The sequence below is a fragment of the Bradyrhizobium sp. CCBAU 11434 genome (assembly GCF_028128895.1).
In the GTDB taxonomy this organism is placed as follows: Bacteria; Pseudomonadota; Alphaproteobacteria; order Rhizobiales; family Xanthobacteraceae; genus Bradyrhizobium; species Bradyrhizobium zhengyangense.
Genome location: NZ_LBJX01000095.1, coordinates 165,788 through 192,271 on the forward strand (window position 1 = coordinate 165,788; position 26,484 = coordinate 192,271).

Sequence of the window (26,484 nt, forward strand, 5' to 3'; positions counted from 1 at the left end):
TCACCCAAACAGCGTATCCACCAGCAGCTTCACGTTCAAAACCACGATCACGCCGGCGACGATCCATGCGGTCGCAGCGACATAGCGTGCGATCGCGAACTGGCCCATCTTGCGGCGGTCGGAGACGAAGCGCACGAGCGGGATCACCGCGAACGGAAGCTGCATCGACAGCACGACCTGGCTGAACACCAGCAAATCCGCAGTCCCCCGTTCGCCATAGATCGCGGTGACGACGATCACCGGAATGATGGCGATGCCGCGCGTGACGAGGCGGCGGGCCCAGCTCGGCAGGCGCAAATCGAGAAAGCCCTCCATCACGATCTGGCCGGCGAGCGTCGCAGTGACGGTTGAATTGAGGCCCGAGGCCAGCAGCGCCACCGCGAACAATGTCGAGGCGATGCCGAGGCCGAGCAGCGGCGAGAGCAGCTCAAATGCCTGGCCGATCTCGGCGACGTCGGAATGGCCGCTGGTGTGGAAGGTCGCCGCCGCGACGATGAGGATCGCAGCGTTGATGAACAGCGCCAGCATCAGCGCGATGGTGGAATCCGTGGTCGCCCATTTGATCGCGTCGCGGCGCCCCTCGTCGTTGCGCGCATAGGCGCGCGTCTGCACGATGGAGGAGTGCAGATAGAGATTGTGCGGCATCACGGTCGCACCGATGATGCCGATCGCGATGTAGAGCATCTCGGAATTGGTGAAGATCTCGCTCTTCGGCGCAAAGCCGCGCAGCACCTCGGCGACCGGCGGCGCCGCAGCCACGATCTGGACCGCGAAGCAGACCGCGATCACGGCCAGCAGCGCCATCACGAAGGCTTCGAGGAAGCGGAAGCCGCGGTTCATCAGGACGAGCAGCAGGAACGCATCAAACGCGGCGATCAGCGCACCGCCGACCAGGGGAATGCCGAACAGAAGTTTCAGCGCGATCGCGGTGCCGATCACCTCGGCCAGATCGCAAGCAATGATGGCCGCTTCGCAAGCGAGCCAGAGCAAAAAATTCACAGCGGGCGAATAGGTGGCGCGGCAGGCCTGCGCCAGATCGCGGTCGGTGACGATGCCGAGCCGCGCCGCCAGCGACTGCAGCAGGATCGCCATCAGGTTCGAGAGCAGGATGACCGAGAGCAGCGTGTAGCCGAACCTCGATCCGCCGGCGAGGTCGGTCGCCCAATTGCCGGGGTCCATGTAGCCGACCGAGACCATGTAGCCGGGGCCGACAAAGGCGAGCAGCCGCCGCCACCACGCTCCCGCCGCGGGGATGGCGACGGTGGCATTCACCTCGGCGAGGCTCTTGGTGGCCGGCGCGTCGGTGCGCCAGCCGGCAGCATCGTGGGTCAGGTCCTGGGTCAGATCGGGCGATCGGGCATCCATGGGGTCAGAATACCGAAGTCGAGGCTTATTGCAACTCATTTGCAACTGCATCTAGCCGCATTGGTTCCCGCCGCCACCCCGGCTTTGCCCGATCCTGTCGGGAAGCGGGTGGGTTTGACCGGCGCGGGAAGCGGATACTGGCGCCATCAAGACTTTGCAGGAAATGAGCCATGTCAAATCCGCCCCGTCTCCCCGACACTTTCAACCGCCTCGCCTGGTCAAACCTTGCGGCGCAATCGGCCGAACAGATCGCGCTGGCCGCGGCCCCGATCGTCGCCGTGCTGACGCTGGGGGTGGCCGAGGGCCAGACCGGCGTGCTCCAGACCGCCCTCACCCTGCCCTTCGTCCTGTTCGCCATTCCGGCCGGCCTGCTTGCGGACCGCATCTCGCGCCGCTCCCTGATGGCGGGTGCCGAAGCGCTCCGTGCGGTGGCGTTGGCGACCATCGTTCTGCTGCTCGCACTCGGAGCGCTCAATCTGCCGTTGCTGGCGCTGCTCGGCTTTGCCGCCGTCTGCGGCACGGTCGTCTACAGCGTCGCCGCGCCGGCGCTGGTGCCCTCGCTGGTGAGCGCGGAGTTGCTGCCGGCTGCGAACGCCCGCATCGAGCTTGCGCGCACCATTGCCTTCGCCAGCGGTCCCGCGCTCGGCGGCGCACTGGTGGGATGGTGGGGCGCAAGCCCAGCCTTCGGCTTTGCCGCCGCGCTCTCGGCCATCGCTGTGGTGCTGCTCTCGGGCCTCTACGAACCCGCGCGGGCGCCTACCCCGCGACGCCATCCGTTCCAGGACATTCGCGAGGGCGCCGGTTTCGTCTTCCACCATCCGCTGCTGCGGCCGGTGTTCATCACCCAATTCATCTTCAACACCGGCTGGTTCCTGCAGATTGCGGTGTTCGTCCCCTACGCAGTACGCCATCTCGGCCTGACGGCGGCCGGCGTCGGCACGGTGCTGACGATGTACGGCGTCGGCATGGTGATCGGCGCGCTGTTCGCCACCCGCGTCATGAAGCGCATCGCCTTCGGCACCGTGGTCGGCCTCGGCCCGGTCACCGGTTTCGTTGCCGCCGTGGTGATGGCGTTGACGGTGCTGGTGCCCTCACCGTGGCTTGCGGGTCTTAGTTTCTTCCTGCTCGGCGTCGGGCCGATCCTGTGGGTGATCTCGACCACGACCTTGCGCCAGTCGGTGACGCCGCCGCGCCTGTTGGGGCGCGTCTCCGCCATCAACATCATGAGCTACGGTGCCCGCCCGCTCGGCTCGGCGCTGGGCGCCATCGTCGGCGGCCTCTGGAGCGCGGAAGCGTGTCTCTACCTTGCGGCCGCCGTGTTCGGCGTGCAGGCGCTGGTGATCTGGCTGTCGCCGGCGGTGGCGCTGGACCGGCAGCCGGCGATGGTGGGGGACGAAGCGGCGGCGCGCTGCTAATTCGCCAGGTACCGCTCGTAGCTGCCCGTCACCGGCTCGTTCGCGTCGACTTCAGGATCGAGCGTGTAGAGATCCTGCGCGCGGCCGATGCCGCGCAGCGCGTACCGGCCGGTGGAGACGAGATAGCGGCGGCCGGCAGCATCCAGGCCCTTGTAGAATTCCGCTGACGCCAACAGCTCGCGATCGACCGAACGGCTCATCGAGGCGATACGGCTGACCTCGTTCACGGTCGGCCCCACCACGGTGAAATCGAGCCGGTCCTCACTGCCGATATTGCCGTAGAAAACCTCGCCGACATGCAGCCCGATATAGGCCGACGTGGTCGGACGGCCCTCCGCCGCCCGGCGTGCATTCAGTGCCACGACATTCTGGCGAAACAGATGCTCGGCCCGCAGCGCGGCCCGCCGCGCATCGGCCATGTCCTCGCCCCAGAACATCGCCAGCACGCCGTCGCCGATCAGCTTCAGCACATCGCCGCCGGCCTCGTGGATCGCATCGATCACGGCCTGGGCATAATCGTTGAGGAACGGGATGATCTCGTCCGGCCCGATACTCTCGCTGATTCCAGTCGAGCCGCGCAGGTCCGAATACCAGAGCACGGCCTTGATGCGCTCGGTGACGCCGCGCGAAATGCGCCCGCGCAGGACCTGCTCGGAGGCATCGCGCCCGAGATAGACCCGCCCCAGCGTCCGCACGATATCGACCTGCTGCGCCGATTTGATCGCAAGTCCCAGCACCGGCACGAGATCGCGCAGCGCGGCGAGCTCGGCTTCGGTAAAGCCATCGTCGCGTCGCGTCGTCCAGTAGGAGTAGAGGCAGTCCATCTGCCCGAGCGCTCCGCTCTCGCCGAAACGGTGCACGAAGGCCAGGAAATGGCGGTGACCGTTTTCGGCGAGCTCGCCGATCTGCGAGAAATCGAGCGAGGGCGCGTCGGCGAGGTCGAGCACCATCTCGTCGTGGCCGTGCTCAAGCAGATGATAGAATACCGAGCGGCGCCAGTTCTTGGCCGCATCGCCCTCCGCCGTCGAGCCGTATTCGAGGACGTCGCTCTCGTTGGTCGGTGTGTCGCTCCAGCGGAAGGCGCGCCCCTCATAGATCGGATGCAACGTGTCGATGACGACGAGGCCGCGCGAGAGTTCCAGCCCCTCGGCGCGGCAGCGCTCACAGAAGCCACGCAAGAGTTCGGGTTCGGGAAGACCGGTGAGCCCCTGGCCGGCCAGCCAGTTCATCAACGCAAGGCGAGAGGTGAGTTGCATACGCCATTATGGCGTGCATTCGTGACGAACGAAAGGCCGCAACCAAGGCTCCCACCGACAGCAGATCGAATATGCCGCGAACGCTGTTGACGCGCTCTCGCCTCAGGCTGCAAATGCAAATGATGACACCAAGGCCCAGAAATTCGGGGACATGAGCCAGCGCCAGCTTCCGATCATCCTTGCGCTCGGCACGACGCAGACCCTGGCCTGGGCCTCCAGCTATTATTTGCCGGCCCTGCTCGCCGATCCCATGGCGCACGACCTCGGCATCTCCACTAACTGGATTTTTGGCGCGTTCTCGGCCTCGCTGGTGATCTCAGCCTTGCTGGGTCCACGCATCGGGCGACAGATCGATCTCGTCGGCGGGCGACAGGTGCTATCCGCCTCGAACCTGACCATCGCCGCCGGCCTGGCGCTGCTTGGCCTCTCCCAGTCCGTCGCGGTGATGACGTTTGCCTGGTTCGTGCTCGGCATCGGCATGGCGATGGGCCTTTACGACGCCGCCTTCGCTGCGCTCGGCCGCATCTACGGCACCGAGGCGCGCGGCTCGATCACCGGCATCACCTTGATGGCCGGATTCGCCTCGACAGTCGGCTGGCCGCTCACCGCCTGGGGGCTCGCCCATATAGGCTGGCGCGAGACGTGCTTCGCCTGGGCCACCGCCAACATCCTGATCGGCCTGCCACTCAATTTCTTCATGCTGCCTTCGATCAAGGGCGCCAAACAGGCAGCGACGACAGCGGAGAAGCCGCACCTGCCGCTGGATCGCACCATGATCCTGCTCGCCTTCGTCTTCGCCGCGGTCTGGACCGTCACCGGCGCGATGGCGGTGCATTTCCCGCGTATCCTTGAAGCGACCGGCGCGACCCATGTCGAGGCGATCGCGGCCGGTGCGCTGATCGGCCCGGCCCAGGTGATCGCGCGCATTCTCGAGGCGAGCGTCCTCTCCCGCTTCCATCCGCTGTGGTCGACCCGGCTTGCCTGCGTCACCCACCCGATCGGAGCTGCCGTCGTCGCCATCTTCGGCGCGCCGGCGGCGACTGCCTTTGCGCTGCTGCACGGCTCCGGCAACGGCATTTTGACCATCGCGCGCGGGACGCTGCCGCTCGCGATCTTCGGCCCGAAGGATTTCGGCTACCGCCTCGGCGTCATCGGCGCGCCGGCGCGGATGGCACAGGCCATCGCGCCGCTGGCCTTCGGCCTGCTGATCGACGTGATGGGCGCCAAGGTGCTGATGGTCTCGTCCGCGCTCAGCCTGTCGGCGTTGGCTGCGCTCTTCCTGATCCGTGCAGAGAAGCGACCGGATTGACCGTGCCGCCGCTTTCGCGCACAAGCGCGGCATGACCGACGACAAAACCCCGCCCCGCACATTCAAAGGCCTCATACGCTGGGCCATGACGCCACCACAGGCCTGGGGCGTCTATCTCCTCGCCGTGCTGTTGGTGTGGCTGGTCTCGTTCTACGCTGGCTCCCTGAAGCCAAAGAAGACGCCGGAGGCAAGCCCACCACCGGTCACCGCGCCGAAAAGCTAGGCCAGCTTCGGCTGGCTGGTCGCGATCCAGATGCCGGCGAACACGGCAACGAGGCCAATCAGGAGATTTGGCGTGATCGGCTCGCCGATCAGCAGCGCCGCCAGCAAGGTCGCCGCGATCGGATTGACCGTCATCGTGTTGGCAACGCGCGTTGGCGTCGCGCGCGCTAGCGCCATGACCCAGAGGATGAAGGCGAGCGCGCCGCCACCGGCGCCGAGATAGAGTCCGGCAATCCACTGCGCCATCGTGAAGTGATCGAGCGCGGCAAAGCTGCCCTTCGCAAGTCCCACGAGCACCAGCACCAAAGCGCCCGCGCCCATCCCGACCGTGAGAAAGCCGAGCGCGCTGGAACGCTGCATCAGCGGCCGCGACAGCACGTTGTAGAACGCCATGCAGAACACGGCACCGGTCATGATCAGCTCGCCGCGCCAGGATCCGGGCGGGCTCTGTGCGAGGCCCACGGCCAGCGCCGCCGCAACGCCCAGCACCGCGACGCCGACGCCAATGATCTTCCGTAACGTCAGCCGCTCGATGCCAAGGATCGCACCGACCACCATGGTGTGAAGCGGCAGCGTCGCCAGCGCGAGGCTGGCGCGCGCGGCAGTCGTGTAGGAGACCGCGATATTGTAGAGGATGAAGAACAGGCCGAAGAAGCAGATGCCGAGCGCCATCACCGCCGGCCAATCCGACCGCTGCGGCCAGCGCACGCCGAGCAGAAGCGCACACGGCAGCAGGCAGAGGAAGCCAATCCCCCAGCGCAGGATTGCCAGCATGACCGGATCGGCACCGGTCACAAGATAGCGTGTGATCGCGGCAGCGGTGCCGCCGACGCTGCTCGAGACAAGCGCGATAGCAACCCCGAGCCACTCTCCCACGCTTGGCCTCCTGTCCCGGAGCGTTTGGAGGCGCCTAGCACGTCCCTGCTGCCATCTGTATGGCAACAGGGATGCCGGCGGAAGCTACTCGTAAAACTCCGGCGACATCTTCTGGCCGTCGCGCTGGACCTTGTCGTGGTTGATCCAGAGCTGCGCCTTTTCCTTGTCGAGCGTGTCGGCGATCTTCTGCATCGAGGCTGTGGTCAGCTCCTTGTTGGCGTTCATGCTGGGAACGCGGCGGTTGTCCCAATTGTCCTTGAAATGAACGGCATCGCCTGAGAGCACCACCACGCCGGTCTTCGGCAGCCGCACCATCAGCGATTGATGCCCCGGCGTATGGCCAGGCGTCGAGAGGATGGTGATGCTGCCGTCGCCGAACACATCCTTGTCGCCGGAGAGCAGCTCGACCGGATGCGAGGGCTTGAAGCGTGGCTCGTTGTTGGCGCCGGGCCACTCATATTCCGCCTTCTGCACGTAGAGGGTCGCCTGCGGGAACATCTCGACATTGCCGATATGGTCGGGATGCGTGTGCGAGACGCCCATCGCCTTGACGTCGGCCGGCTTCACGCCGACCTGCTCGAGCTGCGACGCAAGCGTCTTCGGCCGCTTCCAGGTCACGGCCTTTGGATCGGCGGGCACAAGCCCGTTCGGCATCGCGGCCACGGCGTCGGGAATGCCGGTGTCCCACAGGAACCAGCCCTTCGCGTGCTTGATCAGATAGCAGGTGTCGACGAAGTCCATCGACCTGCCTTCGTTTACCCCGGGAGACCAGCGCCCGATGTCGCCGGCGACGCCCTCCCCGCAATTCATGATGTAAAGTTTCTCGACACCCGGTTTCTGCGCCAACGCAGCCTGGGCGGACAGGGCGAGCGCCGCGATGGCGAGAGCGAGCTTGAACTTGTGTGTCATCCTTGGTCCCTCCTGGCAGCGCCTTCTTGCCGCGACCGAGGATCAACCCCGATCCTGCCGCAGAATTCCGCTCCCACGCACTCTAGGCCCGAGCCACATGTCATCCAATGCCATGGTATCAGGCGATTGACAGGCCGACGCGGTTTCGCTGTAATCAGGGTCATGGGGATTTGAGCGATCTCCCCACGAGGCGACATGCCCAAGTATCGCGTCCCGTTCGGTTTTTGCGAGGACGCAACACCATGCCTACATTCACGACCATATCATCCGATAAAATGGCCCGCCTGATTGGCACGGCCAATGCTCCTGTCCTGATCGACGTCCGCACCGACGACGATTTTGCCGCCGACCGGCGGCTAATCCCCGGCTCGATCAGACTCAGCCACGAGACGGTTGCCGAATGGGGCGGCGAATTTGCCGGCCGCCGGGCCATCGTCTCCTGCCTCCGCGGAGCAAAGCTCGCGCAAGGCACGGCGGCTTGGTTGCGCCAGCTTGGCGCCGAGGCGGAAACCCTGGAGGGTGGCTTCGAAGGCTGGAAAGAAGCAAATCTGCCGCTGCTCGACACGCGAAAACTGCCGCCGCGCGACGCCAAGGGGCGCACCGTCTGGGTCACGCGTGCGCGGCCGAAGGTCGACCGTATCGCCTGCCCTTGGCTGATCCGCCGCTTCGTCGATCCGAATGCGGTGTTCTTGTTTGTCGCGCCGTCCGAGGTGGTCGCCGTGGGCGAGCGCTTCAAAGCTGCGCCCTTCGACATCGAGAACGTGTTCTGGAGCCACCGTGGCGAGCTCTGCACCTTCGACGTGATGATCGAGGAGTTCGGCGTTGCCACGCCGGCGCTGCTGCGGCTCGCCACTTTGGTGCGCGGCGCCGACACGGCACGGCCGGACCTGGCGCCGGAAGCACCAGGCCTGCTCGCGGCCTCGCTCGGGCTGTCACGCATGTACGATGACGACCTCGAGCAGCTCGAGGCCGGCATGCTGCTCTACGACGCCTTCTATCGCTGGTGCCGCGACGCCACGGCCGAGACCCACAACTGGCCGACCAATAAGGTGAAGGCGTAAATGGATACGCGCAATGTTCAAGCAGGAGCTGATGCCGGTCACGGCATCAGCTTCGGCGAAGCCTTTCGCGTCTGGCTCCGCGTCGCGTCCCTGAGCTTCGGCGGCCCTGCGGGCCAGATCGCGGTGATGCACCGCATCCTGGTCGAGGAGAAGAAGTGGATCTCCGAAGGCCGCTTCCTGCACGCGCTGAACTACTGCATGCTGCTGCCGGGACCCGAGGCGCAACAGCTCGCCACCTATATCGGCTGGCTGATGCATCGCACCGCGGGCGGGCTGATGGCGGGCGGGCTGTTCATCCTGCCCGGCATCATCGCCATTATGGGCCTGAGCTATATCTACGCGGCTTACGGCAATGTCAGCTTCGTCGAGGCGCTGTTCTTCGGCCTGAAGGCTGCCGTGCTCGCCATCGTCGTCGAAGCCGTGTTCCGCGTCGGCAAGCGCGCGCTGAAGAATCGCGTCATGATCGCGCTGGCCGCGATCGCCTTCGTCGCGATCTTCTTCTTCGCGGTCCCCTTCCCGGTCATCATCATCGCCGCCGGCCTCATCGGCTATGCCGGCGCCCGCGCCGGCCGCACCGAGTTCGCGCCGTCTGCTCACGGCCATGGCGGCAACGGCGCGGTCATCGACAGCATGCTTGGCGAAGCCGTGCCCGCACATGTGCGTCCCGACACCGCGCGTGCGATCCGCACCGCTGCGCTCTGGCTGTCCCTGTGGCTTGTCCCGGTGATCGGACTGCTCCTGGCGCTCGGCCAGGCAAGCGTATTCAGCCAGATCGCCTTGTTCTTCTCCAAGATGGCGCTGGTCACCTTCGGCGGCGCCTATGCCGTGCTGGCCTACGTCGCCCAGCAGGCCGTTGAGCATTATCACTGGCTGAAGCCGCACGAGATGCTCGACGGCCTCGGCATGGCCGAGACCACACCGGGCCCGCTCATCATGGTGCTCCAGTTCGTGGGCTTCATGGCGGCGTATCGCGATCCGGGCGGGCTGTCGCCAATGCTGGCGGCAACGCTCGGCGGGCTGCTCGCCACCTGGGTCACGTTCACGCCCTGCTTCCTCTGGATCTTCGTCGGTGCTCCCTACATCGAGCGACTGCGGGGCAATACGGGCCTTGCAGGCGCGCTGAGTGCGATCACCGCCGCCGTGGTCGGCGTGATCCTCAACCTCTCGATCTGGTTCGCGCTGCACACGCTATTCCGCGAGACCGTGCCGGTGCACGCCTTCCCGCTGGATTTCGATATGCCTGTCCTGAAGAGCGTCGACCTTCCCGCGCTCGTGCTGTCGATCGCGGCCGCGACCGCGATCTTCCGCTTCAAGCTGGGGATGCTGACGGTGCTCGCCGGCAGTTGCGCCGCCGGCGTGGCGTTGCGGATGGCGGGGGTGATCTAAGCGTGTTCGTCGCGTCCGGTTCGGCCGCTAAAGCGGAACGCGATCGGGCCGTCGCCCGTAGGGTTACATGAAACGCCTTGTACTCTCGATAAAACGTTCTTTCTCGCCGGGCGCGTAACCTTGGCAAGCCCCGTAATAGGCCTCGACGCCATGATTGCACGATCCGGTCCGGGCGCGGGGCCGTGGCTCAGGTAGCGCGTGCGACCTGATCTCGGTAGGCGCGCGAGAGCTTGATCGCGGATCATTCCGTCTCACCCCGGCCTTCGCGCCAGCATAATATGGGTTGAGGCTGCACGACTGACCGTTAGCTGCTGCCCGGCATTGGCCCATCGTTTGGTAGGCGCATTTATAGTAAGGGCCGCCTCCCCAAGAAACGACCCGCAAGCAAACGGGAAACGCCGGATCATAGGTCTGGGCCCGAGCATGCCCTGCTGCAAAAGCGACACTCAAGGTCAAAATTGTCAAAACCAACGTGCGCATTGGGACTTCCTCGAAGCCTCATAATGCTCATGCACTTTGGCCGCAGGCAGCCTTGATCCAAGTCAATGTTCTCGGAATATGAAATTGGAGAACGACGGCCTCGCCGCCCGCTCCGTCATTGCGAGCGCGGAGGCAACCGCAATCGAACTACCGCATCATCATCCGCGCGATTGCCTCCCCAATCACCACCGTCGTGAAGTGCGTATTGGCGCGGCAGTCGGACGGCATGATCGAGGCATCGGCGATGCGTAGGCCCGAGATGCCCTTTACCGTGCCATCAGGATTGACGACGCCGTCGGCATCATTGACGCCGCTCATGCGGCAACTGCCGGCGGCGTGCTGGATATCGCCGGTTTCACGGCGCAGCAGCGCATCGAGCTCGTGATCCGGCAGCGCGGCCGCCTGCGGCAATGTCAGATCCGTGTCGGCGAGCCTGATCCAGTCGGCGATGCCCGATAGTGCCGGCTGGGAGGTGATCACGGCAAGGCGTTTCACCGCATCCATCATGCGCAGCATGTCGCGCGGATCGGCGAGCATGTTTTCCTCGACGACCGGGTCGATATCAGGATCGGTCGAGGCAAGCTTGAGGGTGCCGCGTGAATACGCATTGAACAGGCCGGCGCCGATGGCTCCGGGCATGCCGATGCCACGATGATTGAACGCGATCAGGATCATGTCGCGCTTGCCGCCATGGGCGAGACCAGAGGAATAGGTCACGCAGCAATTGGTGTGGCGAGTGTCCGGATCGGTCGGCCGCAAATCTTCGTGGAGCTGGATGGTGGCGCGAAACAGCGGGTGATCGAAGAAGTGGCGGCCGACCGGCAGATCGCGCTCGACCGCGATCCCCATCGCCTTCAACTCGTCCGCTGGACCAATGCCCGAGCGCAGCAGGATCGCCGGGCTGTGGATCGCGCCGGCGCAGAGCACGATTTGGCGTGCGCTGATCTCGCTGGTGCCCTGCCCCTCGGTGTGAACGCGGACGCCGGCCGCCCTTCCCTCGCTGATCAGCACGCGATCGACCCGCGTCCGGCCGCGGATGTCCAGATTGGCGCGGCCGCGCGCGGGCTCCAGATAGCCCTCATTGGTGGTGATGCGGCGGCTGTCGCGGCTGTTAATGGGATAGCAGGCGACACCCTCACCGTCAGGGCCGTTGAGATCGGCGCACCAGGGATAGCCGCTTGCCAGCGCCGCATCGCGCAAGCCGCGATCGATCGGGCCCCATTTCTCGGGCGGCGCGCGATAGACCGGCAATGGCCCGCCGCGACCGTGTCCGTCGGCGTCGCCAAATTCAAAATCATCCTCGATCACGGAGAAGAGCGGCATCACCTCCCTGGCCGACCAGCCGGTGCAGCCCTTGGCCGCCCATTCGTCGAAGGCTTCGGCAACCCCGCGGATGGCGATCTGGCCATTCATCATCGAGGAGCCGCCGAGCCCCTTGCCGCGCCAGTAGAAGCGCGGCTCCTGCCCGGCGACGCGGCGCGTCAAGAGATCGGGCCACTGCCATTTCTCCTGATACTCGCGCTTGTGAATGATCGGGATCGGGTTTGGCGTCCTGACTTCCCAGGGCGCCTCGTCAGCGCGCCAGTCGAGCCCGGCTTCAAGCAGCAGGATGCGCCGTGCAGGATCCTCGGAAAGCCGTGCCGCAACCGCGGCGCCGGCCGAACCGCCGCCGACAACAATGACATCGTACATCGCGTGAGTTCTCAATCGTCCCAAAGACCGGCGCGGCGGACGGTATCAGACCGCGCAGACCGATGCAGCCATGCAAGAGCATCGCTGCACATCAGGAATATGAGGGCCGCCTACCCGATCACCTTGCCGAACTTGTTCGACTTCGGGAAACCCTTCGGCGGCAGGCGGCCGGCGTCACCGCGATTGCCTTGCCATTCGGCAAGCTCCTTCATGGTCGCGGAGAATTCGCGGCCCGCGGAGTCCTTCCAGGTCAGGCCAGCCTTGGCCTCGAAGACAGTGACGTCGGAGAGCCCGCCGTCCTTGTACTTCTGCAGCCGCGTGCCGCGGCCGCGTGCCATCTCGGAGACCTGCTCGAGCGGGAAGATCAGCATTTTGCGGTTCTCGCCGATCACCGCGACGGTGTCGCCTGTTACCTCCGTGACCGTGCGCGCCTCGTTCGGCATGTCGACGTTGAGGACCTGCTTGCCCTTCTTCGTCGTGCCGACACAATCGTCCTCGTTGACGATAAAGCCCTGGCCTTCGTGGCTGGCGACCAGGAATTTGCGGCCGCCCTTGTTGACGAACAGCGTGACCGGCGCGGCCTCCGGCTCGAGATCGATGAACTGGCGGATCGGCTCGCCGTGGCCGCGGCCGCCCGGAAGCTTTGCCACGTCGATCGAGAAGAACTTTCCGTTGGTCGCGAACAGCAGGAGTTTCGACGTCGTTTCCGCGAAGAAGGCGATTCCGAGCTTGTCGTCCTGCTTGAAGGCCAGGCCCGAGAGATCCTCGACATGACCCTTCATGGTGCGGATCCAGCCCTTGTCGGAGACGACGACCGTCACCGGCTCGCGCTCGACGAGGGCTTCCTCCATCGCGGCAAGATCGTGCTCGGGCGCGTCGGCAAAGGTGGTGCGGCGCTTGCCGAGCGGCGTCTTCGGCCCGAACATGTCGCGGACCTTGCCGACCTGCTCACTGACCTTCTTCCATTGCTCGGGCTCGGACGCGAGCACCGCGTTGATGCCCTTGAGCTCGGCGCGAAGGTTCTTGTCCTCGGTGCGGAGCTCCATTTCCTCGAGCTTGCGCAAGGAGCGCAGGCGCATGTTGAGGATGGCTTCGGCCTGCACCTCGGTGAGCTTGAACTCTTTCATCAAGGCGGGCTTCGGCTCATCCTCGGTGCGGATGATCTTGATCACCTTGTCGATATTCAGATAGGCGATCAGGAAGCCGCCGAGGACTTCCAGGCGGTGCTCAATCTGCGCCTTGCGGTAATTGCTGCGGCGGATCAACACATCGCGCAGATGGTCGAGCCATTCGCGCAGGCACTCCGCGAGCCCCACCACCTTGGGGACGCGGCCCTTGATCAGCACGTTGAGGTTCAGCGGAATCTTGTTTTCAAGCTCTGTCAGCCGGAACAACGATTCCATCATCAGCGCCGGATCGACGTTCTTCGATTTCGGCTCGATCACGATGCGGACGTCTTCGGCCGACTCGTCCCTGATGTCGCCGACCAGCGGCAGCTTCTTCTGGTCCAGCAGCTCGGCGACCTTCTCGATCAAGCGCGACTTCTGCACCAGGAAGGGGATTTCGGTGACGACGACGGCCCAGGTGCCGCGATTGCCCTCTTCCTGTTCCCAGCGGGCGCGAACGCGGAAGGAGCCTCGACCCGTGGTGTAGGCTTCAGCGATGGCCTGCTTGGAATCGACGCAGATGCCGCCGGTCGGAAAATCGGGCCCCTTGACCCATTTCATCAACGCCTTGGACTTCGCGTCGGGCTTCTCGATCAGATGCAGCGCGGCGTCGCAGAGTTCGGCAGCATTGTGCGGCGGGATCGAGGTCGCCATGCCGACCGCGATACCCTGCGCGCCGTTGGCGAGCAGGTTCGGGAAGCCGCCGGGCATGACCACCGGCTCTTTCGACTGGCCGTCGTAATTGGCGCGGAACTCGACGCCGTCCTCGTCGATGCCCTCGAGCAGAAGCCGCGCGACGTCGGTCATGCGCGCTTCGGTGTAGCGGTAGGCGGCGGGATTATCGCCGTCAATATTGCCGAAATTGCCCTGGCCGTCGACAAGCGGGTAGCGCGAGGAGAAGTCCTGCGCCAGACGCACCATGGCGTCGTAGATCGCCTGGTCACCGTGCGGATGGAACGAGCCCATCACGTCGCCGACGATCTTGGCGGATTTTTTGAACGGTGTGCCCGGGTCCAACCTGAGCAGGCGCATGCCGTAAAGGATGCGCCGGTGGACAGGCTTCAGGCCGTCGCGCGCGTCGGGCAGCGCGCGATGCATGATGGTGGAGAGCGCATACGCAAGATAGCGCTCTTCCAGCGCTTCCTGCAGCCGGACCTCGTGAATTTCGGCCGGTTCTTCCGGCGGAACGATTCGTTTTCCCATGCCGCCCGGTTAAACCGTGGAAGCGAATCGGGCAAGGATGGAGTGGTTCCCTGTGGGCTACTACTGCCCTGCCCAGCCTGCCGTCACGGTCGACTGGACCTTGGCCGGAGGCGTCGCCGGCATGTTGGCGACGCAGCGGCGGGCCGCCTCGATCTCGGCGTCGGTTGCGCCATGGGATCGCGCCCATGTCTCTGCCGCCGCAACGGAATATTTCGCCACATAGTACCGGACAACGGTGCAGGAGGCCCGCCGAAATACCCCCGGTTGCGGCTCACCGGCCATTGCATCGGGCGCAATAGCGAGCAGCGCTGCGGTCAGCGCGAATCCCCTGATCAACATTTGGCTTGTCCCGTTGTGGAACCTGCGGGGCCAACTCAAACACCCCGGTTTCGTTCCGGAGCAACACCATGTTCTGCGGCAAGGCAGACAAGCGGTCGGTTCATGGCGCTGGGAGCGCACCCATTTATGGCGCGGGAAGCGCCGCCTTGGCCTGCTGCCGGGTCAGGGCGTTAATGAAGCCGGCCCGCGCGTCGGAATGACCCTGCCCGCGCGGCTCCAGCACATTGCGCAGCAGGAACAGACCGGTCAGCCGAAAGCCGTCCTGGAGATCCTCGTCGGTAAGGTCGTGCGCAGCTTCGCCATGGCGCAGGAACGGCGGCAGCCGAAGCAGCCGGTCGCGCCACGGCTCGCCCGCGCCGCGCGAGACCGCGCCGCCCGATTTCGGCGAAACATAGATCAGATCCGTGGTCTCCCCGGTCACCGCGCAGTTTTCGAGTGCCAGCCCAAAGCCGAGCTCGGAGAGCATGGCCAGCTCGAAATGGATGAGATGCACGGCCGCGCTGCCGATGTCGTCGAAATCGTCGAGCGAATGTTCGAGCAGCCCAAAGATGTCCTCGTGCGGATCGCGCTCGGGCAGCAGCCGCGCAATCGAGGCCAGATGGGTGACGCCGTAGACCCCGTGGGACGATCCCAGCAGCGTGGCCGCGCGCAGCTTCAATCCCTCGATCGCATAGGTGCCGAGATGCTCGTCGAGCCGCGCCCGCCACACCGCGCTGACGCTGTTGCCGGGCTGCAAGAGCGGCCGCAGCCGCGAGCTGGCCCCGCCACGCACCAGGCCAAGATGCCGGCCGTGCTGGCGCGTCAACAGTTCGACGATGGCGCTGCTCTCGCCATGCCGCCGCACGCCCAGCACGATGCCTTCGTCGGTCCACTCCATGGAGGAAAGCTTACCGCATTTCGAGCTGTCGTAGGGTGGGCAAAGCGAAGCGTGCCCACGCATTTTCGCGATGGATCTAGGCGTTGAACCAGCCCTTAGCATCGCCGGTGAAGGAGAAATACAGCCCGAACGCCGTCAGCACGCAGGACACGATCTCGATGGCGCTGTCGAGTTCGAGGCCGCGCTCGCCGAGGATCTGGCCGAGCGAGATCACCGACAGCACCAGCGCCGCCGCCAGCACCCAGCGCGGCCAGTTCTTGCGCCAATGCGCAGCCAGCCAGACGAAATAGACCAATAGCAGGATCATCCCGCCAGCGAGCAGCGTCGCCGTCATGATCATCTGCTCGGTCATCTCGATGGAGGGCGTGCGGTCCTGCACCGCCACCGACAAGGCGTCCAGCATCAGCGAGGCATAGAGCAGCGCTTCGAAGCGCTGGACGTTACGAGGCACGCTCATCGGTAGCCGATCTGTTCTTGCTTATTCTTTGGGGAATTCCAGGCCCATCTCGCGGTAGCGATCGGGGTCGTCACCCCAGTTCTCGCGCACCTTGACGAACAGGAACAGATGCACTGGCACGTCCAGGATCTGCATCAGTTCCTTGCGCGAGTCCGCACCGATCGACTTGATGGTGGCGCCGCCCTTGCCGAGCACGATCTTGCGCTGGCTTTCGCGCTCCACGAAGATCGTCTGCTCGATGCGCACCGACTTGTCCTTGCGCTCCTCCCATTTGTCGGTCTCGACCGTCGACTGGTAGGGCAATTCCTGATGCAGCTTCTGATAGATTTTTTCGCGCGTGATCTCGGCCGCCAGTTGCCGCATCGGCGCGTCCGACATCTGGTCTTCGGGATAGAGGTATGGCCCCGGCGGCACCATCTCGGCAAGCGTAGTGAGGATGTCGTCGACACCGTCGCCCGAGATCGCCGCGATCATGAAGGTTTTGACGAACTTCATGCGCTCGTTGGCGGCCTGCGCCAGCGCCAAGAGTTTCTCGCGCTGGACCAGATCGACCTTGTTGATGACCAGAATCTTGTCGTGATTGACGCTGGCAGCCTTGGCGAGGATCGCCTCGGCCTCCTCGTCAATACCGGTCTTCGCATCGAGCAGCACGCAGACGAGGTCGGCGTCATGCGCTCCGCTCCAGGCGGTCGAGACCATGGCGCGGTCGAGCCTTCGCTTGGGCAGGAAGATACCGGGCGTGTCGACCAGGATGATCTGCGCGTTGTTCTCGATCACGATGCCGCGGATCAGCGCACGCGTGGTCTGCACCTTGCGCGAGACGATCGTGACCTTGGCTCCGACCAGCGCATTGACCAGGGTGGACTTGCCGACATTGGGCGCGCCGATCAGGGCGACGAAACCGCAGCGCGTCGCAGGGGGCACCTCGCCGCTTGTTTCAACCGTCATTGCCGCCGCCAACGCCTTCACGTTCGATCATGACTGAAGCTGCCACCTTTTCCGCCGCGCGCTTGCTGCCGCCGATCCCTTCGGCCGGCGCCAGCCCCGGCAGATCGACGGCGACGCGGAACTGCGGATCGTGATGCGGACCGGTGCGCTCGACCTCGCGATAGACAGGCGTCGGCAGCCCCTTCCCTTGCGCCCACTCCTGGAGCACGGTCTTGGGATCGCGCAAGGGACGCCGCGGCTTGTGCATGCGCTCGGTCCAGTTGCGCTTGACGAACTCGTCCGCCGCCGCATGGCCGCCGTCGAGGAAGATCGCGCCGATCACGGCCTCGCAGATGTCGCCGAGGATCGACTTGCGCAGGCGGGCATCGGCGCTGGAGCCGACCGAGCCGAGCTTGATGTCGTCGAGCAGACCGAGCGACTTGGCGACGTCGGCGCAGCTTTCCTTGCGCACGAGCTCGGCAAGCCGCTTGGACAACTCGCCCTCATCGGCATTCGGGAAGGCATGATAGAGCATGTCGGAGACGACGAGCCCAAGCACGTGGTCGCCGAGGAACTCCAGCCGCTGATAGCTGTCACCGCGCTTGCGCCCGGACTTCAGCGCCGAGACATGCGTGATCGCCTGCATCAGCAGGTTCGGGTCCGAGAAATGGTGGCCGATGCGGGCCTCGAGCGCCGCGTTCGCATCGGCCGCCGCTTTGGCCTTATCCTTGGTCTTGCTGCTCCGCGTCCGCTTCTTCTTCGCAGGCGTCTTGCTTTCGGACGCCTTACTCTCAAGAGTCTTGCTCGCAAGCGCCTTGGTTGCAGCTTCGCTCTCAGGAGCGGCTTGCGCCTCGATCGATTGGGTCGCGATGTCCTTGGCTTCGTCTTTCATCGGACGATTTTGAAGAAGCGATTCCAGCGCACCGACCACGGCCAGCGCCAGAACATCCAGGCATGCTCGCCTTCGCCGATGGAGAAGAAGATCATCTGGGCGCGGCCGATCAGATTTTCAGCCGGCACATAGCCGACCTGGCCGAGGAAGCGGCTGTCGGTGGAGTTGTCACGGTTGTCACCCATCATGAAGAAATGGCCGGGCGGCACGGTATAGACATTGGTGTTGTCCATATAGCCGTTGTCGGCGCAATCGAGCGTCTCGTAGGAGACGCCGTTCGGCAGCGTTTCCTTCCAGCGCTTCACCCGCGAGATGCCGCCGCCCTCGGAGCCGCAGGGATCCTCGCCGACAAATTCGCTCATACGCTGGCGCTCGACCGGGGTGTCGTTGATGTAGAGCAGACCGTCCTTCATCTGGATGTGGTCGCCGGGCAGGCCGATCACCCGCTTGATGTAGTCGGTGGTGTCGTCCTTCGGCAAGCGGAACACGACGATGTCGCCGCGGTGCGGATCCGAGCCCCAGATCCGCCCCGAGAACAGCGGCGGCGAGAACGGGATCGAATAGTGGCTGTAGCCGTAGGAATATTTCGAGACGAACAGATAGTCGCCGACCAGCAGCGTTGCCTTCATTGAGCCGGACGGGATGTTGAACGGCTGAAACAGGAAGGTGCGGATTACCAGCGCGATCAGGAGAGCATGGATCACGACACGGATCGTTTCGCCGACGCCGCTCTCAGTTTTGGTTCCTGAAGTCACGCTCATTGCTCTCTCAATTCCGGCCGGCGATCACAGAACGCCCTCCCCCCGCGAACGGCCCACCGGTTCGCGGCCCAAGGAGATTGTCCTGATTCTGATAGTGAGGGCCAATTCCGGCGTAAAGCCGAATTCGCCCAGCCTGATTTGCGTCCGCGAACTTTTAGACGGTTGTCGCAGGCCACGCAATCAAGGATCGCATCAAAAACTCGTAAATCATTGATCTTTAACACGAATTATAAATTGACCACTGGGCATTCAGGACTTGGCCAGCGGCACGGCGGAAATGATCACGAACGCCTGCGCCAACGGCCAGTCATCGGTGATCGATAGATCGATCTGGGCCTCGAAACCATCAGGCGTCATGGCCTGAAGCCGGGCCAGCGCGCCGCCGGTCAGCCGCATGGACGGCCGCCCTCCGGGCAGATTGATCACCCCCATGTCACGCCACCAGACACCCTGCCGGATGCCGGTGCCGAGCGCCTTGGAGCAGGCCTCCTTGGCGGCAAAGCGCTTGGCATAGGTGGCCACCACCATCTTCTCGTTCTTGGCCCGCCGCTCCGCCTTGGCGCGCTCGGCCGCGGTGAAGATGCGATCGAGGAAACGCTCGCCATGACGCTCGATCACCTTGGCCACGCGGGTGATGTCAACCAAGTCGGAGCCGATGCCGATGATCATGCCCGGCTCCGGCCGCGATCCATCGCCGCGCGCATCTTGCGCACCGTCTCGGCAAGACCGACGAACAGCGCCTCGCCGATCATGTAGTAGCCGATATTGAGCTCCATGATCTCGGGCAGCTCCGCGATCTTCTCCGCCGTCGCGTAGTCGAGCCCATGCCCAGCATGGACCTCGAGGCCCGCGTCCTTCGCCAGTTTCACGCCCGCCACGATCCGCTGCCATTCGGCCTCGGCCTTGTCGGTGTGGCCGTCGGTGACGGCATCGCACCAGGCCCCGGTGTGGATCTCGATCACAGGCGCGCGCAACCGTGCCGCCATCGCGATCTGCGCGGGATCGGCGGCGATGAACAGCGAAACCCGGATGCCGGCATCGTTCAGCCGAGCGATGTAGGGCGCGAGCGCATTGTGCTGGCCAACCACATCTAGCCCGCCTTCGGTCGTCACCTCCTGGCGCCGCTCCGGCACCAGGCACACCGCATGCGGCTTGGTGGCGAGCGAGATCCGCATCATGTCGTCGGTCGCTGCCATCTCGAAGTTCAGCGGCTTGGAGATCTCGGCCTTCAGCCGCGCCATGTCCTCGTCGCGGATGTGCCGGCGGTCCTCGCGCAAATGCGCCGTGATGCCGTCGGCGCCGGCCTCGATCGCCAGCAGCGCGGCGCGGACCGGATCGGGATGACGTCCGCCGCGGGCGTTACGGACGGTCGCGACGTGATCGATATTAACGCCGAGGCGGAGCGGAGATGCAGGCATTTCAGGACTCACGAGATCGGAGCAACAGGCGACGACGACAGGCGCCTATCCATTAACACGTTCGACTTTGGCGACGACCGCCTTGGCGCGCAGCTGGGCCAGGATCGCACTCAAATGCTTGAGATCGTAGACTTCGAGATCGATCGTCGTCTCCGTGAAGTCGGGTGAGCGGCGATGCATGCTGATATTGTCGATATTGCCGTCGTGCTCGGCGATCACGGTCGCGATCTGCGCCAGCGCGCCGGGCTCGTTGACATTCTCGACCTTGATCCGCGCCGGGAAGCGCTGCGGCGCGGAGTCCTCGATGTCCCAGCGGACGTCGAGCCAGCGCTCCGGCTCTTCCTCGAAATCCTTCAGCGCCGGCGACTGGATCGGATAGATCGTGATCCCCTCGCCCGGCGTGACGATGCCCACGATGCGGTCGCCCGGCACGGCACCGCCGTTCGGCGCGAACTTCACCGGCAGGGCGGAATTGTTTCCGCCGATCGGGATCGCGACCGGACTACGCGACGGCTCGGGCGACTTCTCCTTGACCTTGGCCGCGAGCGCACCCTTCTTGACGCCGTAGCGAGCGACACGCTCTTCCTTGTAGTCAGGATACATCGCGCGCGCGACATGGGAGGCCTTGATCTCGCCGCGCCCCACAGCCGCCATGACGTCCTCGATCGAGGTGCGCGCCAGCCGCGGCAGCGCGCCCTTGAGCTTGTCGTCGGCGTATTCGATCTTGGCGCGCTCGAACAGGCGCTCGACGATACGCCGGCCGAGGCCGACATATTGATCGCGCACAGCGGTCCGCGTGGCGCGGCGAATCGCGGCGCGCGCCTTGCCGGTGACGGCGAGCGTCTCCCAGGCCGAGGGTGGGGCTGATTGCGCTTCCGAGGTCAGCACCTCGACCTCGTCGCCGTTCTGCAGCTCCGAGGACAGCGGCGCGAACTTGCCGTTGATCTTGCACCCGACCGCGCTGTTGCCGACGTCGGTGTGCACGGCATAGGCAAAGTCGATCACATTGGCGTGGCGCGGCAGCGCGATCAGCTTGCCCTTGGGGGTAAAGCAGAACACCTGGTCGTGGAACAGCTCGAGCTTGGTGTGCTCGAGGAACTCTTCCGGATTGGCACTCTCCGAGAGGATGCCGATTGTGTGGCGCAGCCAGGCGAACGCGTTGGACTCACGTTTCAGGAATTCGGTCGGCGAGCCCACGCCTTCCTTGTAGAAGACATGCGCGGCGATGCCGCGCTCGGCGATCTGGTCCATCGCCTCGGTGCGGATCTGCAGCTCCACGCGCTGGTTGCCGGGGCCGATGACCGTCGTGTGAATCGAACGATAATCGTTCTGCTTCGGCGTCGAGATGTAGTCCTTGAACCGCCCCGGCACGACCGGCCAGGTGGTGTGGACGATGCCGAGCGCGCGATAGCAGGCCTCGATGTCGTTGACGACGACGCGGAAGCCGAAGATGTCGGACAGCTGCTCAAAGCCGACCGATTTGCGCTCCATCTTGGTCCAGATCGAAAACGGCTTCTTGCGGCGGCCATAGACCCTCGCCCCCAGGCCGCGGTGACGCAGATTGTTGGAGAGTTGGTCCTCGATCTCGCCGATCAGATTGCGGTTGCGCTCGGCGAGCGCATCGAGCCGTTGCATCACGACCGTATAGGCTTCGGGGTCGAGGGTGCGGAAGGAGAGGTCCTCCAGCTCCTCGCGCATCTCCTGCATGCCCATGCGCCCGGCCAGCGGCGCATAGATGTCGAGCGTCTCCTCGGCAATGCGCCGGCGTGATTCCGTCGGCACGAAATCGAGCGTGCGCATGTTGTGCAGGCGGTCGGCGAGCTTGACCAGGAGCACGCGGACATCGTCGGCGATCGCCAGCAGCAATTTGCGCAGGTTCTCGGCCTGTTTGGCCTCGCGCGAGACCAATTCGAGCCGCTTCAGCTTGGTCAGGCCCTCGACCAGCGCGCCGATCTCGGGGCCGAAGATCTGGTCGATCTCGGCGCGCGTCGCCTCCGTGTCCTCGATCGTGTCGTGCAGCAGCGCGGCGACGATGGTGGCGTCGTCGAGCTTCAAATCGGTGAGAATCGCCGCCACTTCGAGCGGGTGCGAGAAATAGGGATCACCGGAGGCGCGGGTCTGCGACCCATGCGCCTTCATGGCGTAGACATAGGCGCGGTTCAGCAGGTCTTCGTTGGTATTCGGATTGTAGGACCGCACGCGCTCGACGAGGTCATATTGGCGCATCATCCGCGCCCGCGGCTTCACCGGCCGTGCCACCGGCGCAGTCGGGGCTACGGCAACCGATTCGGTTGCGGCCTGCATCTGCGTGTGTCTGCGGCGTCGATACACCATGCCGTCCTGCCTTCAAACGGACCAGGAAGCGGCCCGTTGTATACATCCTAAGCTCCGATCGCGGCCGCGGCCGATCAATTCACTGACAGGCGCGGCGTCAACCGGCAATGCTATGGTAACCACGAAAACGCCAACAAAAGCAAAGGCCCGAACGCGGGTTCGGGCCTTTGATAAGATCACAAGAATTCGACGATCGCGAGTTAAGACGATTACTCGTCCTCTTCGGGCTGCTCTTCCGGCGGCGCGAGACCTTCGAGACCCTTCAGGAGCTCCTCTTCGGTCATGCGCTCCACGGCGACTTCGGTATCGTCCGCATCGACGCTGGCGCCGGCGGAGCCGATCAGCGGAACCGTGTCCGGCTCGGGCTCGTCGACCTCGACAAACTTCTGGAGGGAGTGCACCAGCTCCTCGCGGAGGTCCTCCGGCGAGATGGTCGTGTCGGCAATTTCGCGCAAAGATACAACAGGGTTCTTGTCGTTATCGCGGTCAACCGTTAGTTGTGAACCGGACGAAATCATGCGGGCACGGTGGGCGGCCAGCAGGACCAGGTCAAACCGGTTGTCGACCTTGTCGATACAATCTTCTACGGTGACGCGAGCCATAGACTGTCGCTCCGTTGTGGGTGGGACGAAATATGTGGATGATCCGGGCTAGTTATAGGGACCGGGCCGTTTTCGCAAGGCCAATTTGTGATTTGGCCTCGCCAAACGGCTCTGCTACCCCCACATTGGGGCTGGGATGGGTGGTTTCCCGGGCTGCCTTGAGGGCGGCGCCGGGGGTAAGCAGGGCCGCCATAACTATACCTTGATTGCCCCGACTTCTCCGGATTTGCGGTTTCGACGGGTTTCGGCAGCATTTTGAACTGCGCGGCATGCTGCCGCTGCGCCAACAATAAAACGATCAATCACGAACACACTACGCGAGCAAACTGAATGTCACCTTCCCCTACCAACAAGATCGCGCTCTTCATCGACGGGGCCAATCTTTACGCGACGGCGAAAACTCTCGGCTTCGACATCGACTACAAGCGCCTTCTGAAGGAATTTCAGAGCCGCGGGACGCTGCTGCGGGCGTTCTACTACACAGCGATCATAGAAGATCAGGAGTATTCCTCGATCCGCCCGCTGATCGACTGGCTTGATTACAACGGCTACACCGTCGTCACCAAGGCGACCAAGGAGTTCATCGACGCCTCCGGCCGCCGCAAGGTCAAGGGCAGGGGGGGGGGGGGGGGGGGGGGGGGGGGGGGGGGGGGGGGGGGGGGGGGGGGGGGGGGGGGGGGGGGGGGGGGGGGGGGGGGGGGGGGGGGGGGGGGGGGGGGGGGGGGGGGGGGGGGGGGGGGGGGGGGGGGGGGGGGGGGGGGGGGGGGGGGGGGGGGGGGGGGGGGGGGGGGGGGGGGGGGGGGGGGGGGGGGGGGGGGGGGGGGGGGGGGGGGGGGGGGGGGGGGGGGGGGGGGGGGGGGGGGGGGGGGGTGATGCCATGGAGCTCGCCGAGCACATCGACCAGATGGTGCTGTTCTCCGGCGACGGCGACTTCCGCTCGCTGGTTGAGGCCGTGCAGCGCCGCGGCGTGCGGGTCACCGTGATCTCCACCATCGCCAGCCAGCCGCCGATGATCGCCGACGAGCTGCGCCGCCAAGCCGACGTCTTCACCGACCTCGTCGAGTTGCAGTCCAAGCTTGGCCGCGACCCGTCAGAGCGCCCCGCCCCGCGCGACCGCGGCGAGCGTGGTGAGGGACGCCATCACGCCCCGCAATTCCTCCAGCGCGCAACCACGATGGCGCCGAGGGGCGATGACGACTTCGAGGAGTGAGGCGGCCCGGTCGAGCCGCCAGGCCCCCACCCTCGTCCCTGACCGTGACTGTCCGCTTTGTCCGCGCCTGGTCGCCTTTCGTGAGGCGAACCGCGCGCGCGAGCCATTGTGGCACAATGCACCGGTCCCGCCTTTCGGCGACATCGAGGCCCGCCTCCTGATCGTCGGTCTCGCGCCGGGAATGCAGGGCGCCAACCGCACCGGGCGCCCGTTCACCGGCGACTATGCCGGCGACCTGCTCTACGCCACGCTGCTGGAATACGGCTTCGCCAGGGGTAGCTACCAGGCGCGTCCGGATGACGGCCTGAAACTGGTCGACTGCCGAATCGCCAATGCCGTGCATTGCGTTCCGCCGCAGAACAAGCCGCTGCCGGCCGAGATCAACACCTGCCGCCAATTTCTCATCGCGAATCTCGAAACGATGCCGAAGCTGCGCGCGATCATCGCCCTTGGGCGGATTGCGCACGACAGCGTGCTCAAGCCCCTGAAGCTGAAGGCTTCCCAAGCCCCCTTCGGCCACGGCGCCGTGCACCAGGCCGGGCCGTTCAAGCTCTACGACAGCTATCACTGCTCCCGCTACAACACGAACACCGGCGTGCTGACGCCGGATATGTTTCGTAGCGTGTTTGCGAAGGTGAAGGCCGATCTCGACTAGAGCATGATCCGGAAAAGTGTGAAGCGGTTTTCCGAAAAGATCATGCTCAAACAAGGAGCTAAAGCGCGATGACGTTTCAACCAAATCTCATCGCGCTTTAGGCTTTGACGGGGTTGGCCTTCAGCCAGTCCAGCACGTCGCCAGCGTTCCGGTCCGGCGGGAACACCGGGTAGAACACGTGGGTGATCCTGGCGTCATCGATGATCAGCGCGAGACGCTTGATCAGCGTCAGGCCCGCGACCTCCATGGTCGGCAGATTGAGCGCGCGCGTGAACGCCAGCTTCTCATCGGAGAGCACCGGGAACGGCAGATGCAGCCGCGAGGCCATCTCGGTCTGGTAGGCGTTGCTCTGGGTCGAGAGGCCGAAAACGTGGGAAGCACCGGTGGCCTTCAACTCCGCGAACAGGTCGCGAAACGCGCAGGTCTGCGGCGTGCAACCGCGCGCACCCGGGATCATGTCCCAGTCGTCGACCAACGAGATCTTGCCGGGCTCGCCGGTGCGGGGATAAGCGAACACCACGGTGCGACCCGGGAGCGCCGACAGATTGACGGAAGTGTCATCGGTTGCGAGCAGACTGATCGCGGGCACCATCAGCCCCTTCAGATGCGCGGCACCGCCATCGTCAGTGGGGGCTGGAATCTGGCTCCAATCCACCTCGAGCAGGTTCTTCTGAGTCATCCGCCCTATCCCCTTGCCCGCATCAGCCGGCCCTTTTCACGGCTCCAGTCGCGCTTCTTCTCGCTCTCGCGCTTGTCATGCAGCTTCTTGCCCTTGGCAACCGCGAGCTGAAGCTTGGCCCGTCCACGCTCGTTGAAATAGAGCTTGAGCGGGATCAGCGTCATGCCCTCGCGGTCCACGGCACCCATCAGCTTGTTGATCTGCTTGCGGTGCAGCAGCAGCTTTCGCGGCCGTTTGGGCTCGTGGTTGAAGCGATTGCCCTGCAGATATTCCGGAATGGTGGCGTTGATCAGCCAGATCTCGCCGTCCTTAGAGTCGGCGTAGGATTCCGCGATCGTGCTCTTGCCGTTGCGGATCGACTTCACCTCGGTGCCGGTCAGCGCAATGCCCGCCTCGATCGTATCCTCGATGGCGTAGTTGAAGCGGGCCTTGCGATTCTCCGCCATGACCTTGATTGGACGTTCGTTCTTATCGGCCATGGAAGTCAAACCTGAGCGAGATAAGCGCGTAAGCTAACAGCCTGGATGAAGCGCGCGCGTCACTTCTTGAGGAGATCGCGGATCTCGGTGAGCAGAACGACCTCCGCCGACGGCTTCGGCGGCTCCGCGGGCTTGGTCTCTTCCTTGCGCTTCAACGTATTCATGGCGCGAATGACCAGGAACAGCACAAAGGCGATGATGATGAAGTTGATCGTCAGCGTCAGGAAGTTGCCGTAAGCGAGCACGGCACCTTGCTTTTTCGCATCCGCTAAGTTGGTGGCGGTCACCGCCTTCGACAAGGGGGCGTAGTAGTTCGAAAAGTCGAGGCCGCCGGTCGCGGCGCCGATGATCGGCATGATGATGTCACCGACCAGCGAAGTGACGATGGCGCCGAAGGCCGCGCCGATGATGACGCCGACGGCAAGGTCGACGACGTTGCCTTTCATGGCGAACTCACGGAACTCCGTGAGCATCTTCCTGCCCTTCTCGTCGACGCTCATGAACGACTCCCCAG

26 protein-coding genes and 2 pseudogenes are annotated in these 26,484 nt (G+C 64.8%); 8 read left to right on the plus strand and 20 right to left on the minus strand.

Features of this window, described 5'->3' with window-relative positions:
* Complete coding sequence (locus tag XI06_RS26425; protein ID WP_271606894.1) at positions 1–1,365, minus strand: Nramp family divalent metal transporter; 1,365 nt, start codon at positions 1,363–1,365, stop codon at positions 1–3.
* A 170-nt stretch (positions 1,366–1,535) separates the two neighbouring features.
* On the opposite strand from XI06_RS26425, the gene XI06_RS26430 reads away from it, so the two are divergent.
* A complete protein-coding gene (locus XI06_RS26430) occupies positions 1,536–2,780 on the plus strand; it encodes an MFS transporter (protein WP_271606895.1) in 1,245 nt (414 codons plus the stop codon).
* Here XI06_RS26430 and XI06_RS26435 read toward each other — a convergent pair.
* A complete protein-coding gene (locus tag XI06_RS26435) occupies positions 2,777–4,036 on the minus strand; it encodes an adenylate/guanylate cyclase domain-containing protein (RefSeq protein WP_271606896.1) in 1,260 nt (419 codons plus the stop codon). The genes XI06_RS26430 and XI06_RS26435 overlap by 4 nt on opposite strands.
* A 151-nt stretch (positions 4,037–4,187) precedes the next feature.
* On the opposite strand from XI06_RS26435, the gene XI06_RS26440 reads away from it, so the two are divergent.
* Positions 4,188–5,345 carry an MFS transporter gene (locus XI06_RS26440; protein WP_237861714.1) on the plus strand — a complete coding sequence of 386 codons (1,158 nt, stop codon included), beginning with the start codon at positions 4,188–4,190 and terminating at the stop codon, positions 5,343–5,345.
* 31 nt (positions 5,346–5,376) lie between these two features.
* Complete coding sequence (locus XI06_RS26445; RefSeq protein WP_237861712.1) at positions 5,377–5,568, plus strand: hypothetical protein; 192 nt, start codon at positions 5,377–5,379, stop codon at positions 5,566–5,568.
* Here the strand turns inward: XI06_RS26445 and XI06_RS26450 are convergent.
* Together XI06_RS26450 and XI06_RS26455 are read right to left on the minus strand one after the other, a co-directional pair.
* A complete protein-coding gene (locus XI06_RS26450) occupies positions 5,565–6,443 on the minus strand; it encodes a DMT family transporter (protein WP_271606897.1) in 879 nt (292 codons plus the stop codon). The two genes, XI06_RS26445 and XI06_RS26450, sit on opposite strands and share 4 nt — an antisense overlap.
* Positions 6,444–6,527: 84 nt before the next feature.
* Positions 6,528–7,352 carry an N-acyl homoserine lactonase family protein gene (locus XI06_RS26455; RefSeq protein ID WP_271606898.1) on the minus strand — a complete coding sequence of 275 codons (825 nt, stop codon included), beginning with the start codon at positions 7,350–7,352 and terminating at the stop codon, positions 6,528–6,530.
* A gap of 242 nt (positions 7,353–7,594) precedes the next feature.
* Between XI06_RS26455 and XI06_RS26460 the strand changes: the two genes are divergently transcribed.
* Both XI06_RS26460 and chrA read left to right on the plus strand, forming a co-directional pair.
* A complete protein-coding gene (locus XI06_RS26460) occupies positions 7,595–8,413 on the plus strand; it encodes a chromate resistance protein ChrB domain-containing protein (protein ID WP_237873944.1) in 819 nt (272 codons plus the stop codon).
* The gene (gene chrA, locus XI06_RS26465) at positions 8,414–9,799 is read left to right on the plus strand and encodes a chromate efflux transporter (protein WP_237891804.1); all 1,386 of its coding nucleotides are present in this window, start codon (positions 8,414–8,416) and stop codon (positions 9,797–9,799) included.
* A 63-nt stretch (positions 9,800–9,862) separates the two neighbouring features.
* Here the strand turns inward: chrA and XI06_RS43585 are convergent, their stop codons facing one another.
* The 13 genes from XI06_RS43585 to rpoZ form a co-directional block, all read right to left on the minus strand.
* Positions 9,863–10,279: a DUF3551 domain-containing protein gene (locus XI06_RS43585; protein WP_333909370.1), complete on the minus strand. Its 417-nt coding sequence runs from the start codon at positions 10,277–10,279 to the stop codon at positions 9,863–9,865.
* A gap of 147 nt (positions 10,280–10,426) precedes the next feature.
* A complete protein-coding gene (locus XI06_RS26475) occupies positions 10,427–11,971 on the minus strand; it encodes a GMC family oxidoreductase (RefSeq protein ID WP_271606899.1) in 1,545 nt (514 codons plus the stop codon).
* 110 nt (positions 11,972–12,081) lie between these two features.
* Positions 12,082–14,340 (minus strand): DNA topoisomerase IV subunit A, encoded by a 2,259-nt coding sequence (gene parC / locus XI06_RS26480; RefSeq protein WP_271606900.1) that lies wholly within the window; start codon positions 14,338–14,340, stop codon positions 12,082–12,084.
* Positions 14,341–14,400: 60 nt separating this feature from the next.
* Positions 14,401–14,679: a hypothetical protein gene (locus XI06_RS26485; RefSeq protein ID WP_271606901.1), complete on the minus strand. Its 279-nt coding sequence runs from the start codon at positions 14,677–14,679 to the stop codon at positions 14,401–14,403.
* 124 nt (positions 14,680–14,803) lie between these two features.
* Positions 14,804–15,556: a DNA repair protein RecO gene (gene recO, locus XI06_RS26490; RefSeq protein ID WP_271606902.1), complete on the minus strand. Its 753-nt coding sequence runs from the start codon at positions 15,554–15,556 to the stop codon at positions 14,804–14,806.
* A 76-nt stretch (positions 15,557–15,632) separates the two neighbouring features.
* On the minus strand, positions 15,633–16,013 hold the full coding sequence (locus tag XI06_RS26495; protein WP_271606903.1) for a hypothetical protein: 381 nt from the start codon (positions 16,011–16,013) through the stop codon (positions 15,633–15,635).
* 21 nt (positions 16,014–16,034) lie between these two features.
* Positions 16,035–16,961, minus strand: a complete 927-nt coding sequence (gene era, locus XI06_RS26500; protein ID WP_271606904.1) for a GTPase Era — start codon at positions 16,959–16,961, stop codon at positions 16,035–16,037.
* On the minus strand, positions 16,951–17,832 hold the full coding sequence (gene rnc / locus XI06_RS26505; RefSeq protein ID WP_237861690.1) for a ribonuclease III: 882 nt from the start codon (positions 17,830–17,832) through the stop codon (positions 16,951–16,953). Before rnc ends, era begins: the two co-directional genes overlap by 11 nt.
* Positions 17,829–18,593, minus strand: coding sequence for a signal peptidase I (gene lepB / locus XI06_RS26510; protein ID WP_237861688.1), 765 nt, complete (start codon positions 18,591–18,593; stop codon positions 17,829–17,831). Before lepB ends, rnc begins: the two co-directional genes overlap by 4 nt.
* A gap of 249 nt (positions 18,594–18,842) precedes the next feature.
* The gene (gene acpS, locus XI06_RS26515) at positions 18,843–19,262 is read right to left on the minus strand and encodes a holo-ACP synthase (RefSeq protein ID WP_271606905.1); all 420 of its coding nucleotides are present in this window, start codon (positions 19,260–19,262) and stop codon (positions 18,843–18,845) included.
* A complete protein-coding gene (locus XI06_RS26520) occupies positions 19,259–20,011 on the minus strand; it encodes a pyridoxine 5'-phosphate synthase (RefSeq protein WP_271606906.1) in 753 nt (250 codons plus the stop codon). Before XI06_RS26520 ends, acpS begins: the two co-directional genes overlap by 4 nt.
* A 45-nt stretch (positions 20,012–20,056) precedes the next feature.
* Positions 20,057–22,345: a RelA/SpoT family protein gene (locus XI06_RS26525; RefSeq protein WP_237861683.1), complete on the minus strand. Its 2,289-nt coding sequence runs from the start codon at positions 22,343–22,345 to the stop codon at positions 20,057–20,059.
* Positions 22,346–22,554: 209 nt separating this feature from the next.
* Positions 22,555–22,947: a DNA-directed RNA polymerase subunit omega gene (gene rpoZ / locus XI06_RS26530; protein WP_008133017.1), complete on the minus strand. Its 393-nt coding sequence runs from the start codon at positions 22,945–22,947 to the stop codon at positions 22,555–22,557.
* A 366-nt stretch (positions 22,948–23,313) separates the two neighbouring features.
* On the opposite strand from rpoZ, the pseudogene XI06_RS26535 reads away from it, so the two are divergent.
* The 3 genes and pseudogenes from XI06_RS26535 to XI06_RS26545 form a co-directional block, all read left to right on the plus strand.
* Positions 23,314–23,572, plus strand: a pseudogene (locus tag XI06_RS26535) (NYN domain-containing protein); the annotation flags it as partial.
* A 234-nt stretch (positions 23,573–23,806) separates the two neighbouring features.
* Positions 23,807–24,157, plus strand: a pseudogene (locus tag XI06_RS26540) (NYN domain-containing protein); the annotation flags it as partial.
* Positions 24,138–24,812, plus strand: a complete 675-nt coding sequence (locus XI06_RS26545; protein WP_237861681.1) for a uracil-DNA glycosylase — start codon at positions 24,138–24,140, stop codon at positions 24,810–24,812. The pseudogene XI06_RS26540 and the gene XI06_RS26545, both read left to right, overlap by 20 nt.
* A 97-nt stretch (positions 24,813–24,909) precedes the next feature.
* Here XI06_RS26545 and XI06_RS26550 read toward each other — a convergent pair whose 3' ends face one another.
* From XI06_RS26550 to mscL, 3 genes are read right to left on the minus strand one after another with little or no spacing between them, the layout of a single operon-like run.
* A complete protein-coding gene (locus XI06_RS26550) occupies positions 24,910–25,491 on the minus strand; it encodes a peroxiredoxin (RefSeq protein WP_237861679.1) in 582 nt (193 codons plus the stop codon).
* Between the two features lie 5 nt (positions 25,492–25,496).
* Complete coding sequence (gene smpB, locus XI06_RS26555; protein WP_237861677.1) at positions 25,497–25,970, minus strand: SsrA-binding protein SmpB; 474 nt, start codon at positions 25,968–25,970, stop codon at positions 25,497–25,499.
* Between the two features lie 59 nt (positions 25,971–26,029).
* The gene (gene mscL, locus XI06_RS26560) at positions 26,030–26,443 is read right to left on the minus strand and encodes a large conductance mechanosensitive channel protein MscL (RefSeq protein ID WP_237873436.1); all 414 of its coding nucleotides are present in this window, start codon (positions 26,441–26,443) and stop codon (positions 26,030–26,032) included.
* Positions 26,444–26,484 lie beyond the last annotated feature (41 nt).

Bases quoted from the DNA above. Each gene is read 5' to 3' on its own strand.
- XI06_RS26425 (WP_271606894.1), bottom strand. From the start codon at position 1,365: ATGGATGCCCGATCGCCCGATCTGACCCAGGACCTGACCCACGATGCT.
- XI06_RS26430 (WP_271606895.1), top strand. From the start codon at position 1,536: ATGTCAAATCCGCCCCGTCTCCCCGACACTTTCAACCGCCTCGCCTGG.
- XI06_RS26435 (WP_271606896.1), bottom strand. From the start codon at position 4,036: ATGCAACTCACCTCTCGCCTTGCGTTGATGAACTGGCTGGCCGGCCAG.
- XI06_RS26440 (WP_237861714.1), top strand. From the start codon at position 4,188: ATGAGCCAGCGCCAGCTTCCGATCATCCTTGCGCTCGGCACGACGCAG.
- XI06_RS26445 (WP_237861712.1), top strand. From the start codon at position 5,377: ATGACCGACGACAAAACCCCGCCCCGCACATTCAAAGGCCTCATACGC.
- XI06_RS26455 (WP_271606898.1), bottom strand. From the start codon at position 7,352: ATGACACACAAGTTCAAGCTCGCTCTCGCCATCGCGGCGCTCGCCCTG.
- XI06_RS26460 (WP_237873944.1), top strand. From the start codon at position 7,595: ATGCCTACATTCACGACCATATCATCCGATAAAATGGCCCGCCTGATT.
- chrA (WP_237891804.1), top strand. From the start codon at position 8,414: ATGGATACGCGCAATGTTCAAGCAGGAGCTGATGCCGGTCACGGCATC.
- XI06_RS43585 (WP_333909370.1), bottom strand. From the start codon at position 10,279: ATGCGCACGTTGGTTTTGACAATTTTGACCTTGAGTGTCGCTTTTGCA.
- XI06_RS26475 (WP_271606899.1), bottom strand. From the start codon at position 11,971: ATGTACGATGTCATTGTTGTCGGCGGCGGTTCGGCCGGCGCCGCGGTT.
- parC (WP_271606900.1), bottom strand. From the start codon at position 14,340: ATGGGAAAACGAATCGTTCCGCCGGAAGAACCGGCCGAAATTCACGAG.
- XI06_RS26485 (WP_271606901.1), bottom strand. From the start codon at position 14,679: ATGTTGATCAGGGGATTCGCGCTGACCGCAGCGCTGCTCGCTATTGCG.
- recO (WP_271606902.1), bottom strand. From the start codon at position 15,556: ATGGAGTGGACCGACGAAGGCATCGTGCTGGGCGTGCGGCGGCATGGC.
- XI06_RS26495 (WP_271606903.1), bottom strand. From the start codon at position 16,013: ATGAGCGTGCCTCGTAACGTCCAGCGCTTCGAAGCGCTGCTCTATGCC.
- era (WP_271606904.1), bottom strand. From the start codon at position 16,961: ATGACGGTTGAAACAAGCGGCGAGGTGCCCCCTGCGACGCGCTGCGGT.
- rnc (WP_237861690.1), bottom strand. From the start codon at position 17,832: ATGAAAGACGAAGCCAAGGACATCGCGACCCAATCGATCGAGGCGCAA.
- lepB (WP_237861688.1), bottom strand. From the start codon at position 18,593: ATGAGCGTGACTTCAGGAACCAAAACTGAGAGCGGCGTCGGCGAAACG.
- acpS (WP_271606905.1), bottom strand. From the start codon at position 19,262: ATGATCATCGGCATCGGCTCCGACTTGGTTGACATCACCCGCGTGGCC.
- XI06_RS26520 (WP_271606906.1), bottom strand. From the start codon at position 20,011: ATGCCTGCATCTCCGCTCCGCCTCGGCGTTAATATCGATCACGTCGCG.
- XI06_RS26525 (WP_237861683.1), bottom strand. From the start codon at position 22,345: ATGGTGTATCGACGCCGCAGACACACGCAGATGCAGGCCGCAACCGAA.
- rpoZ (WP_008133017.1), bottom strand. From the start codon at position 22,947: ATGGCTCGCGTCACCGTAGAAGATTGTATCGACAAGGTCGACAACCGG.
- XI06_RS26545 (WP_237861681.1), top strand. From the start codon at position 24,138: ATGACGACTTCGAGGAGTGAGGCGGCCCGGTCGAGCCGCCAGGCCCCC.
- XI06_RS26550 (WP_237861679.1), bottom strand. From the start codon at position 25,491: ATGACTCAGAAGAACCTGCTCGAGGTGGATTGGAGCCAGATTCCAGCC.
- smpB (WP_237861677.1), bottom strand. From the start codon at position 25,970: ATGGCCGATAAGAACGAACGTCCAATCAAGGTCATGGCGGAGAATCGC.
- mscL (WP_237873436.1), bottom strand. From the start codon at position 26,443: ATGCTCACGGAGTTCCGTGAGTTCGCCATGAAAGGCAACGTCGTCGAC.